The sequence below is a fragment of the Streptomyces venetus genome (assembly GCF_039540295.1).
Lineage (GTDB): Bacteria > Actinomycetota > Actinomycetes > Streptomycetales > Streptomycetaceae > Streptomyces > Streptomyces venetus.
On sequence record NZ_BAABET010000020.1, the window covers coordinates 1 to 15,278 of the forward strand.

Annotated in this window: 13 protein-coding genes; 3 read left to right on the forward strand and 10 right to left on the reverse strand. The window is 71.9% G+C overall.

The window, feature by feature from the left end; genetic code table 11:
* Positions 1-599 precede the first annotated feature (599 nt).
* Positions 600-1,643 carry a tryptophan--tRNA ligase gene (trpS, locus tag ABEA82_RS37835; RefSeq protein WP_345666300.1) on the forward strand — a complete coding sequence of 348 codons (1,044 nt, stop codon included), beginning with the start codon at positions 600-602 and terminating at the stop codon, positions 1,641-1,643.
* Between the two features lie 42 nt (positions 1,644-1,685).
* On the opposite strand, the gene proC is transcribed toward trpS, so the two are convergent.
* The 5 genes from proC to ABEA82_RS37860 form a co-directional block, all read right to left on the reverse strand.
* Positions 1,686-2,495 carry a pyrroline-5-carboxylate reductase gene (gene proC, locus ABEA82_RS37840; RefSeq protein WP_345666301.1) on the reverse strand — a complete coding sequence of 270 codons (810 nt, stop codon included), beginning with the start codon at positions 2,493-2,495 and terminating at the stop codon, positions 1,686-1,688.
* A gap of 94 nt (positions 2,496-2,589) precedes the next feature.
* On the reverse strand, positions 2,590-3,369 hold the full coding sequence (locus ABEA82_RS37845) for an ABC transporter permease (RefSeq protein ID WP_345666302.1): 780 nt from the start codon (positions 3,367-3,369) through the stop codon (positions 2,590-2,592).
* Positions 3,366-4,211, reverse strand: coding sequence for an ABC transporter ATP-binding protein (locus tag ABEA82_RS37850; protein WP_345666303.1), 846 nt, complete (start codon positions 4,209-4,211; stop codon positions 3,366-3,368). Before ABEA82_RS37850 ends, ABEA82_RS37845 begins: the two co-directional genes overlap by 4 nt.
* Positions 4,212-4,256: 45 nt before the next feature.
* Positions 4,257-5,057 (reverse strand): class I SAM-dependent methyltransferase, encoded by an 801-nt coding sequence (locus tag ABEA82_RS37855; protein WP_345666304.1) that lies wholly within the window; start codon positions 5,055-5,057, stop codon positions 4,257-4,259.
* A 363-nt stretch (positions 5,058-5,420) separates the two neighbouring features.
* Positions 5,421-5,732, reverse strand: a complete 312-nt coding sequence (locus ABEA82_RS37860) for an SH3 domain-containing protein (protein ID WP_345666305.1) — start codon at positions 5,730-5,732, stop codon at positions 5,421-5,423.
* Positions 5,733-5,918: 186 nt separating this feature from the next.
* Between ABEA82_RS37860 and ABEA82_RS37865 the strand changes: the two genes are divergently transcribed.
* Positions 5,919-8,057 (forward strand): protein kinase domain-containing protein, encoded by a 2,139-nt coding sequence (locus ABEA82_RS37865; protein WP_345666306.1) that lies wholly within the window; start codon positions 5,919-5,921, stop codon positions 8,055-8,057.
* 35 nt (positions 8,058-8,092) lie between these two features.
* Here the strand turns inward: ABEA82_RS37865 and ilvD are convergent, their stop codons facing one another.
* From ilvD to ABEA82_RS37885, 4 genes are all read right to left on the reverse strand, one after another.
* Positions 8,093-9,946 carry a dihydroxy-acid dehydratase gene (gene ilvD, locus ABEA82_RS37870; protein ID WP_345666307.1) on the reverse strand — a complete coding sequence of 618 codons (1,854 nt, stop codon included), beginning with the start codon at positions 9,944-9,946 and terminating at the stop codon, positions 8,093-8,095.
* Positions 9,947-10,076: 130 nt separating this feature from the next.
* A complete protein-coding gene (locus ABEA82_RS37875) occupies positions 10,077-10,745 on the reverse strand; it encodes a TetR/AcrR family transcriptional regulator (RefSeq protein ID WP_345666308.1) in 669 nt (222 codons plus the stop codon).
* Positions 10,742-11,566: a sugar phosphate isomerase/epimerase family protein gene (locus ABEA82_RS37880; protein ID WP_345666309.1), complete on the reverse strand. Its 825-nt coding sequence runs from the start codon at positions 11,564-11,566 to the stop codon at positions 10,742-10,744. Before ABEA82_RS37880 ends, ABEA82_RS37875 begins: the two co-directional genes overlap by 4 nt.
* Positions 11,567-11,721: 155 nt before the next feature.
* The gene (locus tag ABEA82_RS37885; protein ID WP_345666310.1) at positions 11,722-12,651 is read right to left on the reverse strand and encodes a Ppx/GppA family phosphatase; all 930 of its coding nucleotides are present in this window, start codon (positions 12,649-12,651) and stop codon (positions 11,722-11,724) included.
* A gap of 71 nt (positions 12,652-12,722) precedes the next feature.
* Here ABEA82_RS37885 and ABEA82_RS37890 point away from each other — a divergent pair, with 71 nt between their 5' ends.
* A complete protein-coding gene (locus ABEA82_RS37890; RefSeq protein WP_345666311.1) occupies positions 12,723-13,520 on the forward strand; it encodes a DUF3109 family protein in 798 nt (265 codons plus the stop codon).
* A gap of 19 nt (positions 13,521-13,539) precedes the next feature.
* On the opposite strand, the gene ABEA82_RS37895 is transcribed toward ABEA82_RS37890, so the two are convergent.
* Positions 13,540-15,264: a BACON domain-containing protein gene (locus tag ABEA82_RS37895; protein WP_345666312.1), complete on the reverse strand. Its 1,725-nt coding sequence runs from the start codon at positions 15,262-15,264 to the stop codon at positions 13,540-13,542.
* Positions 15,265-15,278: the final 14 nt, after the last annotated feature.

The window sequence follows — 15,278 nt, forward strand, 5'->3', positions numbered from 1 at the left end:
CGGTCTTGCGTTTCCGACTCTATCAGATCTTTCCGATCCGATTTCCTCGGTGCTTTCCAGGTTCCCGCTTTCGCGTTTCCCTTTCCGGCGGTTCCGACTCTATCAGATCCTTTCGGGCCTGATCCCCGGTCAGCGGGGGTTGTCTTTGCGGCTGTTGGGCCGTTCCGACGAGTGAGACTTTAGCGGATTCCCCGGCTCCCGAGCGAATCGGGGGCCTCGTCCTTTCGAACGTGGATTCCTCATTCCGTAAATACGCATACCAATGAAACGACGACAGACATGCTGCACGTCGAGTAGTGGTGAGTACCTGCGGATTGGCTGCCCGGGGACCGACCGGAGTCGGCGCTCACGTCGGGCAACTCGGAGAACACTACGGATGGGGGTAGGGCGTGTCAACTCGGGGGCGGGCGGCACTCCGGCGGCGTAGCCTGGGGTGCATGACGACGCGTACGTGTACCCAGCTGTGGTGGGCCGCCTGACGGCGGCCGTCCTCACGTATGCACTCAACGGCCGCCGCTTCGGCGGCCGTTCTTGTTTCTCCCTCCGACCACCGGGGGCGGCCGCCGGGGCGGTGGTCCCGACCAGGAGGTGGAGGAGAGATGACACGGGTCTTCAGCGGGGTCAAGCCGACGGGGCATCTGACGCTGGGGAACTACTTGGGGGCCATGCGGCGGTGGGCTGCCGTGGACCAGCACGAGGCCGACGCCTTGTTCTGTGTCGTCGATCTGCATGCGCTGACCGTGGACCACGACCCGGCGCGGGTGCGCAGGCTCAGTCGGCAGGCGGCGACCCTGCTGCTGGCGTCGGGGCTGGATCCGGAGCGGTGCACGGTGTTCGTGCAGAGTCATGTGGACGAGCACGCGCGGCTGTCGTACGTGCTGGAGTGCGTGGCCACCGACGGTGAGATGCGGCGGATGATCCAGTACAAGGAGAAGGCCGCGCGGGAGCAGCGGCGGGGCGGGAGCGTGCGGTTGTCGCTGCTGACGTATCCCGTGCTGATGGCGGCGGACATCCTGGCGTACGGGGCCGACGAGGTGCCGGTCGGGGACGATCAGCGGCAGCACGTGGAGCTCGCGCGGGATCTCGCCGTGCGGTTCAACCAGCGCTACGGGCACACGTTCGTGGTGCCGCGGGCCACGCGTCCGGAGGTGGCGGCCCGGGTGATGAATCTGCAGGATCCGGCGTCGAAGATGGGCAAGAGCGACGACGTCGGGCCGGGGATCGTCTATCTGCTGGACGAGCCGGACGTGGTGCGCAAGAAGGTCATGCGGGCGGTGACCGACAGCGGGCGGGAGGTCGTGTACGACCGGGAGGGCCGGCCGGGTCTCGCGAATCTGCTGGAGATCCTCGCGGCGTGCACGGGTGGGGAGCCCGAGCGGCTGAGCGGTGAGTACGCGTCGTACGGGGCCTTGAAGAAGGACACCGCGGAGGCTGTGGTCGAGGTGCTCAGGCCCGTGCAGGAGAGGCACCGGGAGTTGTCCGCCGATCCCGGCTATGTGGACGGGGTGCTGCGGGACGGTGCGGAGCGGGCTCGGGGGATGGCCCGGCCGACCGTGGACGCGGCGTATCGCGCGATCGGGTTGCTGCCCGCTGTGGAGGAGGAAGAAGAGGTGGCCGCGGCGGGTGTCGTGCTGAGGGTGTGAGGGGGCGGGCGTCGGGGGCGGGTCGGGCCCGCCCCCGGGTGCTCAGCTGTTGCCGGAGGCCAGGGCGCGGCTGCGGTCGCGGGCTGCTTCGAGGGCGGCGATGAGGGCGGCCCGTACGCCGTGGCTCTCGAGTTCGCGGATGGCGTTGATCGTCGTGCCGGCCGGTGACGTGACGTTCTCGCGGAGCTTGACGGGGTGTTCGCCACTGTCGCGGAGCATCGTCGCGGCGCCGATGGCGGACTGGACGATCAGGTCGTGGGCCTTGTCGCGGGGCAGGCCGAGGAGGATACCCGCGTCGGTCATGGCTTCGACCAGGTAGAAGAAGTAGGCCGGGCCCGAGCCGGAGAGGGCGGTGCAGGCGTCCTGCTGGGACTCGGGGACGCGGAGCGTCTTGCCGACGGCGCCGAAGATCTCCTCGGTGTGGGCGAGGTGGTCGGCGGTGGCGTGGGTGCCGGCGGAGATGACGGACATCGCCTCGTCGACCAGGGCGGGGGTGTTCGTCATGACGCGCACGACCGGGGTGTCGGGGGCGAGGCGTTCCTCGAAGTAGGCCGTGGGGATGCCGGCGGCGCCGCTGATGACCAGGCGGTCGGCGGGGACGTGGGGGGCCAACTCGGCGAGGAGAGTGCCCATGTCCTGCGGTTTGACCGTGAGGATCAGGGTGTCGGCGGTCTTGGCGGCTTCGGGGTTGGTGACCGGGGTGACGCCGTAGCGGGTGCGGAGTTCCTCGGCCCGTTCCCGGCGGCGGGCGGTGACCAGGAGGTCGGCCGGGTTCCAGCCGGCGCGGATCATTCCGCTGAGCAGGGCTTCGCCGATCTTGCCGGTGCCGAGGACTGCGACTTTCTGGGTCATGGCGCGGGGTGCCTCCGGAGGGTGCGTCGTCCGGTGTCCATCCTCGCACCAGGGGGTGGGGGGTGGCTTCGTTGTCCGCTGGGCGGGACGGTGTCTACGCCGTGCGGCGGCGCAGGGTGGCCGCTCCCAGGACGAGGACCAGGAGGGCGCAGCCCGCGACGATCAGGGCGTCCCGGACGAACGTGGCGGTCATGTCGGTGTGGCGGAGGACCTCGTTCATGCCGTCCACCGCGTAGGACATGGGCAGGACGTCGGAGATGGCCTCCAGGGCCGGGTGCATGTTGTCGCGGGGCGTGAAGAGGCCGCAGAGGAGCAGCTGGGGGAAGATCACCGCCGGCATGAACTGCACCGCCTGGAACTCCGAGGCCGCGAAGGCCGAGACGAAGAGGCCGAGGGCCGTGCCGAGGAGGGCGTCGAGGAGGGCCACCAGGAGGAGGAGCCAGGGGCTGCCGGTGACGTCCAGGCCGAGGAACCAGACCGCGAGGCCCGTGGCCAGGGCGGACTGGATGATCGCGAGGGTGCCGAAGGCGAGGGCGTAGCCGGCGATGAGGTCGCCTTTGCCGAGGGGCATGGCGAGGAGGCGTTCGAGGGTGCCCGAGGTGCGTTCGCGCAGGGTGGCGATGGACGTCACCAGGAACATCGTGATCAGGGGGAAGATCCCGAGGAGGGACGCGCCGATGCTGTCGAAGGTGCGGGGGCTGCCGTCGAAGACGTAGCGCAGCAGGAACAGCATCACGCAGGGGATGAGGATCAGCAGCGCGATGGTGCGTGGGTCGTGGGTGAGCTGGCGCAGGACTCGGGTGGCTGTGGCGGTGGTGCGGGAGAGGTTGTGGGCTCGGGGGTTCGGTGGGGTGGGGGTGAGCGTGGTGCTCATCGTGTCGGCTCCTTCGTTCCGGTCGTCTCGGCTTTTTCCTTCGCCCTGTCCACCAGGTCCAGGAAGGCCTTCTCGACCGTTTCGGCGTCGGTGCGGGTGCGCAGGGCGTCGGGGGTGTCGTCGGCCAGGAGTTGGCCCTCGCGCATGAGGAGGAGGCGGTGGCAGCGCTCGGCCTCGTCCATGACGTGGGAGGAGACGAGGAGGGTCGCGCCGCGGCTCGCCGCGATGTCGTGGAAGAGGGTCCAGAGGTCGCGGCGCAGGACCGGGTCGAGGCCGACGGTCGGTTCGTCGAGGACCAGGAGCTCGGGAGCGCCGAGGAGGGCCACGGCGAGGGAGACGCGGTTGCGCTGGCCGCCGGAGAGGTTGCCGGCCAGGGCGTCGGCGTGGGTGGTGAGGTCGACGTCGGATATCGCGCGGGTGACGTGGTCGTGGCGGCGGTCGGCGTTGTGGCGGCCGGGGTTCAGGATCGCGGCGAAGTAGTCGAGGTTCTGGCGGACCGTCAGGTCGTCGTAGACCGAGGGGGCCTGGGTGACGTAGCCGATGCGGGTGCGCAGGGTGGGGTGGCCGGCGGGGCGGCCCAGGACGTCGAGGGTGCCGGTGACCTTGGCCTGGGTGCCGACGATGGCGCGCATGAGGGTCGACTTTCCGCAGCCCGAGGGGCCGAGCAGGCCGGTGATCTGGCCTCGGGGGACGGTGAAGCCGAGGTCGCGGAGGACTGTGCGGGGGCCGCGGGTGACGGTGAGGTTCTGGGCGTGGACGGCTGCGGTCGGGTCGGGGCCGGGGTGGGTGCCGGTGCCGGTGCCGGTGCCTGGGTGTGGCGAGCCAGGAGCATTATTCATCATGCGATGAATAATGCTCCTGGGGGTATCGCGCGTCAAGCGGGTGCGTCAGGTGGGCGTCCTGGCGAGCAGGAGGATCACGTCGTAGACCTCGTCGACGTAGCCGTCCGGGAAGGCCCTGAGCAGGTGCTCGCGTTCCTCGGCGAGGAAGGACGCGGTGTGTTCCTCGCCGTGTACCAGGAAGACCGAGTGGCTGCCGAGGTTGGCGAGGTGGGTGTCGACCGGGATGCGGCGGCTCCAGCGGACCGTGCGGCGGGTGAAGTCGAGGCGGCCGGTGGGGTCGGCTGCGCGGGCGTTGACGTTGCGCTTCTCGGCGCTGATGTCGACGCCGAAGTGGCGTGCCGTGCGGGTGGCGGACTCGGCGATCCACGGGACGTCGAGGGCGTCGGTGTTCCACCAGAGGGCGAGGGCGCCGCCCGGGCGCAGGACGCGGAGGGCCTCCGGGACGGCGCGGGACTGGTCGGTCCAGTGCCAGGCCTGGGCGTAGGTGAGGAGGTCGACTGAGGCGTCGGCGAGGGGGAGGTCGTCGCCCGTGCCGCGGACGATCGGGATGTCGGGGAGGGTGCTGCGGAACTGGGCCGCCATGCCGTCGCCGGGTTCTACGGCGAGGACGTCCGCGCCTCGGGCGTGCAGGAGGGCGGTGGCTATGCCGGTGCCTGCGCCGATGTCTGCGACGCGGGAGCCGGGGAGGGGGCGGTCGGCCAGGTCTTCTATGGCGTCGAAGAGGGCTGGGGGGTAGGAGGGGCGGTTGGCGGCGTATTGGGCTGCGGCGGTGTTGAAGGAGTGGGCTCGGGCGGTGCGGGCGGGTGGGTCGGCTCCTGGGGGGTGTTGGGCAGAGGGAGAGGTCATACGGCCATGGTGGCCGGGTGGGCGGGGTGGGGCGGTGAGATTTCGGTGAGAGGCCGGGGGGTGGGTCGGGGCCGCGCCGGGGGGTGGGTCGGGGCCGCGCCGGGGGGTGTCCGTCCTCGGAACGGCGCGACGCGGTTGCCTACCGGCTAACTGGCGTCACACGCGCCGCCCGCTGCGGGCGGACACCCCCCGACACGGCCCCTCACGCGCGTCGGCCGCTGCGGGCGCATCCGCCCCAGCTGCGGGCATGCGTGCCCCTAGCTGCGGGCAGTCGTGCCGCTAGGGGCGGCACGGGTGGGCGCAGCGGCACCTCGTGGCGCCGAGTTGCGCAACACCCCCGCCCCAGCGACAACGCCGGGTGCCTCAGGAACAGCGCTGGCGTATGTAACCGTCGCTGCCGGTGTTCACGTAGGCGTCCGAGACGTACTGGCCGCTCGCGATGTTGTCCCAGATGGTCGTCGTGCCGTAGGGGCCCGTGACCTGGGTGCCGGGTGTCTGGCAGTGGATCTGCACTCGGGAGCCCTCGGGCAGGGACTTGACGATCGGGTAGCCGGTGCCGGGGCCGCTGCGGACGTTGAGGCGGACGCCCGGGGCGACCGAGAAGTACGTGGCGGCCGCGGCCAGTGTGGTGACCAGCGGTGTCCGCTGGACTTCTTCGACAGGCTCTACAGACATGAGAAAACCTCCCCCGTTCAACCCCATGGCTGCCATGGGGTCCCGTTGATTCCCCGGAGTCACGCGATCAAACACCCGTGCGCGACTCGCCCGCGGAGGCTAGCAAGCCGCCTCTGTCTCGTACGAGTCATCGACTAGGCTCCGTGCGTCGCGCGCGCGGACGAGAGGGCACGGGGGTGGTCCCACATGGCGCCACAGCGAAACGCCGGAACGGGCCCGGAAGCGGAACTTCCCGAATACGTCGGTCATTACCGGCTGGAGTCGTGTCTGGGCTCGGGCGGCATGGGTGTCGTGCATCTGGCCCGGAGCACCTCCGGGATGAAAGTCGCCGTGAAGGTCGTGCACGCCGAGTTCGCCAAGGACCCTGAGTTCAGGGGGCGTTTCCGGCAGGAGGTGGGGGCGGCTCGGCGGGTCAGCGGGGCTTTTACGGCGCCTGTCGTCGATGCCGATCCCGAGGCCGGGCGGCCCTGGATGGCCACGCTGTTCATTCCGGGTCCGACGCTCGCCCAGGAGGTGAAGCGGAACGGGCCGCTGAATCCTGCGCAGTTGCGCCGGCTGATGGCGGGGCTCGCGGAGGCGCTGCGGGACATCCATCGGGTCGGGGTCGTGCACCGGGATCTGAAGCCGAGCAACGTCCTGCTCGCCGAGGACGGGCCGAAGGTGATCGACTTCGGTATATCCCGGCCGACCGACAGTGAGCTGCGGACCGAGACCGGGAAGCTGATCGGTACGCCGCCGTTCATGGCGCCCGAGCAGTTCCGGCGGCCGAGGGAAGTGGGGCCCGCCGCGGATGTCTTCGCTCTCGGGTCCGTGATGGTGCATGCCGCTACCGGGCGGGGGCCGTTCGACTCCGACAGTCCGTATGTCGTCGCCTACCAAGTCGTGCATGACGAACCCGAGTTGACCGGTGTGCCGGAGGGGCTGGCGCCGCTCGTGTTGCGGTGTCTCGCCAAGGAGCCCGAGGACCGGCCCTCGCCCGATGAGTTGATGCGGGAGCTGCGGTCGGTGGCGGCCTCGTACGACACGCAGGCGTTCATCCCGGCGCAGCGGGTTGAAGATGTGCCGGTCGTGGGTGCGGCTTCGGATGCCGATGGGGCTGCGGCGGTGGTCGAGGCCCCGGTTGCGGGGCGGCGGGGCCGGCTGCGGATCGGCAAGCGGGGTGTGCTCGGGGCCGGTGCTCTCGGGCTGGGCGTTGTCGGTGCGCTCGTGTCGGTCTCGTTGCTGGGGGGCGATCCCTCTCCGGCGCCCGAAGTCACCGCGCCGCGGACCACTGCTGCCGCCTTCACGGCGTGGACGGCGACGCCGGTGTCCAAGGGGGGCACCCCGCAGTGCTCTTACGCGGCCGAGAAGTTGCTCTGTGCGCAGACCGGGCTGGTCTTCGCGCTGGATCCGGCGGACGGGCGTCTGCTGTGGAAGTACCGGTTGGACGGGGTTGCCGCCGAGGGGCCGCCGAGTGGGGTTCCGGTCGTGTCGGGTGGTCTGGTGCTGGCCGGGCTCGGCCACGGGTCGCGGTTGACCGCGCTCGATCCGGACTCGGGGGATGTCGCGCGGCGGCAGGCCATGTCCATGTCCGGCGGGGTGCAGGCTGTGGGAAAGATGGTGCTGCTCACCGCGGGCGACGGCACGGTCACCGGCGTGGAGAGTGCCTCCGGGGACGTGAAGTGGAGTCACCGGATCCCGGGTCAGGACGTGCCGTACTTCGTGTCGTTCCCGGGCGATCCGCTGGCGTACACGGCGAGCGTGTCCGGTGACGGGTCGAGTACGAAGGTCACCGCGGTGGATCCTGGCAGGGGTGAGGTGCGGTGGGAGGCGCGGCTGGAGGGGGACGTGCGGCCCGTCGGGAGCGTGGACGGATCTGTCGCGTTCGTGGCCGTCGACGCCCTGCGCGGTGAGGCGCGGGCCGTGGTCCGGTACAGCCCGGACAGTCGTACGACCGTGCGCGTGCCGTTGCCCCTTCCGTTGCAGGGCGTCCAGGGCAGTGTGCGCGGGGACGTCGTCCACCTGATGGCGGACGGTGGGGCGCTGGTGGCCGTCGATCTGAAGGCGCGGAAGCAGCTCTGGAGTCTGCAGACCGGCGTCGTGCGTGGGTCCACGCCGGTCGCGGACGGCCGGCATGTGTACGTGACGGCTCCGGACGGGCGGCTGCTGGCCGCCGATGCCCGGCGCGGCAAGCTCGTCGGGCAGACCTCGCCGCGGCTGAGCGAGCAGTCGGACCGGGTTCCGGCCACGCTTCCCGAGCCCGTGCTCGTGGACGACCATGTCTACACCGGTGCGCCGGACGGCACCGTCTTCGCCGTGGACGGGCGCGATCCGGCCGCCTGGTAGCGGATGAGGGGCCGCCCTGCGAGGCGGCCCCGTGCTCAGCCGAGTTTCGACACGTCCCGCACGGCGCCCTTGTCGGCGCTGGTCGCCATCGCGGCGTAGGCGCGCAGGGCGGCGGAGACCTTGCGGTCGCGGTTCTTCGGGGCGTAGACGCCGTTCAGCTCCTGCTCGCGGCGGGCCAGTTCGGCGTCGTCGACGAGGAGCTCGATGGAGCGGCCCGGGATGTCGATGCGGATGCGGTCGCCGTCCTCGACGAGGGCGATGGTGCCGCCGCCGGCCGCCTCGGGCGAGGCGTGCCCGATGGAGAGGCCGGACGTGCCGCCGGAGAAGCGGCCGTCGGTGATCAGGGCGCAGGCCTTGCCGAGGCCGCGGCCCTTCAGGTACGAGGTCGGGTAGAGCATCTCCTGCATGCCGGGGCCGCCCTTCGGGCCCTCGTAGCGGATGACGACGACGTCGCCCTCCTTGATCTGCTTCAGCAGGATCTTCTCGACGGCCTCCTCCTGCGACTCGCAGACGACCGCCGGGCCCTCGAAGGTCCAGATGGACTCGTCGACGCCGGCCGTCTTCACCACGCAGCCGTCGACCGCGAGGTTGCCCTTGAGGACGGCGAGGCCGCCGTCCTTGGAGTACGCGTGCTCGACGGAGCGGATGCAGCCGCCCTCGGCGTCCTCGTCGAGGGCCTCCCAGCGCTCGGACTGGGAGAAGGCCTCGGCGGAGCGGACGCAGCCGGGGGCCGCGTGCCACAGCTCGACCGCCTCGGCGGACGGGGAGCCGCCGCGCACGTCCCAGGTCTTCAGCCAGTCGGCCAGGGACGGGCTGTGGACGGAGTGCACGTCCTCGTTGAGCAGGCCGCCGCGGTGCAGCTCGCCGAGGAGGGCGGGGATGCCGCCGGCGCGGTGCACGTCCTCCATGTAGTACGTGCGGTTCTTCGCGACGTTCGGGGCGACCTTGGCCAGGCACGGGACCCGGCGGGAGACCGCGTCGATCTCCTCCAGGCCGAAGGGGACGCCCGCCTCCTGGGCCGCGGCCAGCAGGTGCAGGATCGTGTTGGTGGAGCCGCCCATCGCGATGTCGAGGGCCATCGCGTTCTCGAAGGCCGCGAAGGTGGCGACGTTGCGCGGGAGGACCGTCTCGTCGTCCTCCTCGTAGTAGCGGCGGGTGATGTTCATGACCGTGTTGGCCGCGTCGACGTAGAGCTGCTTGCGCGCGGTGTGCGTGGCCAGGGTCGAGCCGTTGCCGGGCAGGGAGAGGCCGATGGCCTCGGTGAGGCAGTTCATCGAGTTGGCGGTGAACATGCCGGAACAGCTGCCGCAGGTCGGGCAGGCGTTCTCCTCGATGCGGAGGATGTCCTCGTCGGAGATCTTGTCGTTGACGGCGTCGGAGATCGCGTCGACCAGGTCGAGCGTGCGGACCGTGCCGTCGACCAGGGTGGCGCGGCCGGACTCCATGGGGCCGCCGGAGACGAAGACCGTGGGGATGTTGAGGCGGAGAGCCGCGTTCAGCATGCCCGGGGTGATCTTGTCGCAGTTGGAGATGCAGATCAGGGCGTCGGCGCAGTGGGCCTCGACCATGTATTCGACCGAGTCGGCGATCAGGTCGCGGGAGGGGAGGCTGTACAGCATGCCGCCGTGGCCCATCGCGATGCCGTCGTCGACGGCGATCGTGTTGAACTCACGCGGGATGCCGCCGGCCTCGACGATGGCCTCGCTGACGATCCGGCCGACCGGCTGGAGGTGGGTGTGGCCCGGGACGAACTCGGTGAAGCTGTTGGCGACCGCGATGATCGGCTTGCGGCCGATGTCCGCACCCGGTACACCGGAGGCGCGCATAAGGGCGCGGGCGCCCGCCATGTTGCGACCGTGGGTGACTGTGCGGGACCTCAGCTCGGGCATCGTCGCTCGCTCCTTCAGAGACGGCGTCAGAGATTTCGGAGACTTCTGACTGCTAACGAGCGTACGCCCGTCATCCAGTGGGCGGGACGGAGCGTCCGGAATGCGGGACGGGTGTCTCGCGTGCGGGGGCTCAGGGCCCGGTGAGGTGTCCCTGTACGACCGGTGCCAGCCGCGCGACGATCTGCTCCGGGTCCGCCGAGGCCAGGGGCTCGACCTTGATGACGTACCGCAGCATGGCGGTGCCCACGAGCTGGGCGGCGGCCAGCTCGGCCCGCAGCTCGGCGTCCGGCAGGTCCAGGCGTACGGCGATGCGGCGCAGCACCTGGGTGGCGATGATCCTGCGGAAGACGGCGGCCGCGGTCTCGTTGGTGACGGCCGAGCGGACGATGGCGAGCAGGGGCGCGCGGGTCGCCGGGTTCTCCCAGATACCGAAGAAGAAGCGGACCAGGCGCTCCCCCACGCCGTCGAGCGGGCCTTCCTCGATGGCTTTCGGCGCCTCGATGGCGGGTGCGAAGGACTGGGTGATCGCCGCCTCGAAGACCTGCTCCTTCGTCCCGAAGTAGTGGTGCACGAGCGCGGAGTCGACGCCGGCGGCCTTGGCGATGCCGCGCACGGACGTCTTCTCGTAGCCGCGCTCGGAGAACTCCTCGCGGGCGGCGGTGAGGATGCTGTCCCGGGTGCCGGCCGACTCGGCGCGGCGGGGGCGGCCCCGGCGGCGGGCGGCGGTGCCCGTGCCCGCCGGGTCGCCCGCGCCGGTGCCGGACCCGGTCGAGGGGCCGACCGGGGGTTGGTCGGTCATCGCCTCGGCACCTTCGCCGCCGAGGCCAGGTGGAGGCGGGTGAAGGCCAGCGCCTCCGCCAGGTCGGCCTCGCGCTCCGCGCTCGACATGGCGCGGCGGGTGTTGACCTCGATGACGACGTGCCCGTCGAAGCCGGTCAGGGCGAGCCGTTCCAGGACCTCGGCGCAGGGCTGGGTGCCGCGGCCGGGCACCAGGTGCTCGTCCTTGGCCGAGCCCCTGCCGTCGGCGAGGTGGACGTGGCCGAGGCGGTCTCCCATGCGGTCGACCATGTCCAGCGCGTCGGTGCGGGCCGTGGCGGTGTGGCTGAGGTCGATCGTGAAGTGACGGTAGTCGTCCTTCGTCACGTCCCAGTCGGGGGCGTACGCGAGCATCTCGCGGTCGCGGTAGCGCCAGGGGTACATGTTCTCCACCGCGAACCGCACGTCCGTCTCGTTCGCCATGCGCCAGACGCCGGTGACGAAGTCCCTGGCGTACTGGCGCTGCCAGCGGAACGGGGGGTGGACCACGACCGTGCTCGCGTCGAGCTTCTCGGCCGCCGCGCGGGCCCGCTGGAGCTTGGTCCACGGGTCGGTGGACCAGACGCGCTGCGTGATGAGCAGGCAGGGGGCGTGCACGGCCAGGATCGGGATCTGGTGGTAGTCGCTGAGTCTGCGCAGGGCCTCGATGTCCTGGCTCACGGGGTCGGTCCAGACCATGACCTCGACTCCGTCGTAGCCGAGGCGCGCGGCGATCTCGAAGGCCGTGGCCGTCGACTCCGGGTAGACCGAGGCCGTCGAGAGTGCGACCTTCGCGTCCGGGATCTTCACGGCTGGCTCTGCCATGCAGGACAGATTACGGGGTGTGGTGGGGAGGGTGTGGGGGGCCTCTTCGCCGTTGTGGTGATTGCCACGTGGTGGGTGCGGCATTCGTCGTGGCTTGTCACGTCCCCGCGGCGGAGCCGCACACCGGTACGGCCCCGCGCCCGCCGAGAGGGCCGCTACGCGGACCCCATGTGATCCAGGCGGCGCAGGATCACGCCCTCCCGCAGCGCCCACGGACATATCTCGACGCGCTCGACGCCGAAGAGGTCCATCGCGCCCTCGGCCACCAGGGCGCCCGCCAGGAGCTGGTTCGCCCTGCCCTCCGAGACGCCCGGCAGCTCGGCCCGCTCGGCCTCCGTCATGCCGGCCAGCTTCGGGACCCAGCCCTCCAGGGACTCCCGCTTGAGCTCCCGCTGGACGTAGAGGCCCTCCGCGGAGCGGGCCGCGCCGGCGATGCGGGCCAACTGCTTGAAGGTCTTGGACGTGGCCACGACGTGGTCGGGGGTGCCGAGGCGGCTGAACTCGCCGACCGTGCGGGCGATCTCGGTCCGGACGTGGCGGCGCAGGGCCCTGACGTCGTCCGCGGTGGGCGGGTCGCCGGGGAGCCAGCCGGCGGTGAGGCGGCCGGCGCCCAGGGGCAGGGAGGCGACCGCGTCGGGCTCCTCGTCGATGCCGTAGGCGATCTCCAGAGAGCCGCCGCCGATGTCCAGGACCAGCAGTTTTCCGGCCGACCAGCCGAACCAGCGGCGGGCGGCGAGGAAGGTGAGCCGGGCCTCCTCCTCGCCGGTGAGGACCTGGAGCTCGACGCCGGTCTCGGTGCGCACGCGCTCGAGGACGTCGTCGGCGTTGCGGGCCTCGCGTACGGCGGAGGTGGCGAACGGCAGCAGGTCCTCGACGCCCTTGTCCTCGGCGGCCTGGAGGGCCTCCTGGATGACCGAGACCAGCCGGTCGACGCCGTGCGGGCCGATCGCGCCGTCGTCGAGGAGCTGGGCGAGGCGCAGTTCCGCCTTGTGCGAGTGCGCGGGCAACGGGCACGCGCCGGGATGCGCGTCCACCACGAGCAGATGCACCGTGTTCGATCCCACGTCGAGGACACCGAGTCTCATGTACGGAACGCTACTGCCAGCAGGGGCGTCCGCAGTCCTCGGTGTGGGCACAAGGCCCGTACCCTGGACTCGTGCCAAAGACGAAAAAGGCGAAACGCGACAAATCATCGGGTGCAGCGGCGCCCGACGAGAAGGGCCTCGACTTCGCCCGTGCGTGGGTGGAGTTTCCTGATCCGGCGGACGACGAGCAGGTCTTCCGCTGCGATCTGACATGGCTGACCTCTCGCTGGAACTGCATCTTCGGCAGCGGCTGCCAGGGCATCCAGGCCGGCCGCGCGGACGACGGGTGCTGCACGTTGGGTGCCCACTTCTCCGACGAGGACGACGAGAAGCGGGTCGCCGGGCATGTGGCGCGGCTCACGCCGGACATCTGGCAGAACCACGCCGAGGGCACCAGGAACGGCTGGGTCTCCGAGGACGAGGACGGCGACCGGCAGACGCGGCCCTTCGAGGGCTCGTGCATCTTCCAGAACCGGCCGGGCTTCCCGGGCGGCGCCGGGTGCTCGCTGCACATCCTCGCCCTGAAGGAGGGCCGCGAGCCGCTGGAGACCAAGCCGGACGTCTGCTGGCAGCTGCCGGTGCGGCGGACGTACGAGTGGATCGACCGGCCCGACGACACGCGCGTCCTCCAGGTGTCGATCGGTGAGTACGACCGGCGCGGCTGGGGGCCGGGCGGCCACGACCTGCACTGGTGGTGCACCTCGGCGACGTCGGCGCACGGCGCGGGCGAGCCGGTGTACGTCTCCTACCGGCCGGAGCTGATCGAGCTGATGGGGAAGGCCGGCTACGACCGGCTGGTCGAGCTGTGCGAGGAGCGGCTGGCCTCGCAGCTGCCGTTGCTGGCGCCGCATCCGGCGGATCCGGTCTAGAGCGGCCGCTACGACGCCGCTACGACGTCGACGGGCCCGGATCGTCGCCCTCCTGGGGCGGGGGCTCCGAGTCCGCCGGGTCGGTCGGGGTGTCCGGGTCGTCGGGGCCCGGGTCCGTGGCCGTGGGGTCCGGGTCGGGTGAGGCGGGCGGGGTCGTCGGGTCCGGGTCGGAGGTCGTGGGCGTCGGGTCGGGCTGGGGCGGGGGCGGATCGCTCGGGAAGGTGGGGCGGGGGTCCGGGCGGGGGCCGGGGTCGGAGGGGCTCGGCGCGGTGCCGTAGCCGTCGATCCGGACGACCGCGCCGACGGGTGAGACCGCCACCCGCGCGTGCCAGGGGCCCGAGGGCTCGCGCAGATGGTCGACGTACACCTTGATCGTCAACGACTCCCCGGGCCGGAGGGTTCCCGAGGACCGGCTCAGGTAGAGCCAAGCGGCTCCGGTGGCGGCGGACCAGCGGACCGGGGCGGAGCCCGTGGCGGTGAGGGTGACGAGGGTGGTGTCGCCGCTGTGGCCGGCCGTGACCTCCAGGCGGGCCGTGCCCTTGCCGGCCCCGGCCACGCCGATGACCTCCACGGAGACGTCGGCCTCGCCGTCCTTGTCGAAGCGCGGGCCGGGTCTGGTGCTCGCGTTGCCGGTGTTCTCGTAGCCGCCGCCCGCGATCTCGCCGTCCAGGCCGAGCGGGTCGTCCACCTCGAGCGCGGAGGCGGAGCGGCCGTCCTGGCCCTCGCCGACGGGGGTGCCCCGGTAGGCGGCCCACAGGGCGAGCACGGGGGCGGCCACGACGGTGGCGACGACGGTCGTGGTGACGGCACGCGCGCGCAGCCGGTCCCGGCGGGCGGCGCGGTCCTTGGGGTCCATCGGGAAGCCGCGCCGGTCGAAGCGGGGTGCGGCGCCACGCGTGCGTGGCGGGTGGGCCATGGCGACGTGCAGGTCCGCGCGGGGCGCCGTCAGGACGGGCAGCGCGGCGGGCGTGACGCTGGTGCCGGGCCAGCGGCCGGGGATGGCGCGCTCGGCGGTGCGGCGGCAGCGCGGGCAGTCGTCGACGTGCCGGACGAGTTCGCGGCGCAGGGCCGTGCCGAGCACGAGCCGCTCGTCGCCGACGAGGTGGCCGACGCTCGGACACGCGCCGGTCTCGACCACGGCGAGGGCCGCACGCGTGCGTTCCACCTCGCAGGCGGCGGAGGCGAGCAGATCGCGGGCGGCGGCCAGGTCCATGCCGAGGACGGCGGCGACCTCGTGGGCGGCGAGGTGGTGGCGCACGGCCAGTTCGAGCGCCTCGCGCTGCTCCGGTGTGGTGCCGGCGGCCTCCGGCCAGGCCAGCAGGGCCAGTTCGCTCCGCCGCTGCTCCTGGACCTCCTCGGAGACGGCCGGGGCGGGCGGCCGGCCGGCGTGCCGCGAGCGGCCCGCCGCGTGGCTGCTCGTACGTTTCTGCTTGGCCTCGGCCAGCTTGCGCAGACACGCCCAGCGGGCCAGCGCGTACAGCCAGGCCCTGCGGTCGGCGGGGGCGGCGGGGACGTGCCGGCCGCGGCGTTCGGCGAGCGCGAGGACGTCGCCCAGGGCGGTGGTCGCGGCGTCGTGGTCGCAGAGCACGGACAGGCAGTAGGTGAACAGGCCGTCCAGGTAGGGCTCGTAGCGCGTCGGCGGCCGCTGCACCAGTGTGCGGGCCGCCCCGCGGTCACGCGCTTCCCGGTGCGCCCGGTGCGCGCCGGCCGTGCGGGTCGAGATCTCCGGAGTACCGCTCATCATTCGGCGACCGTAGG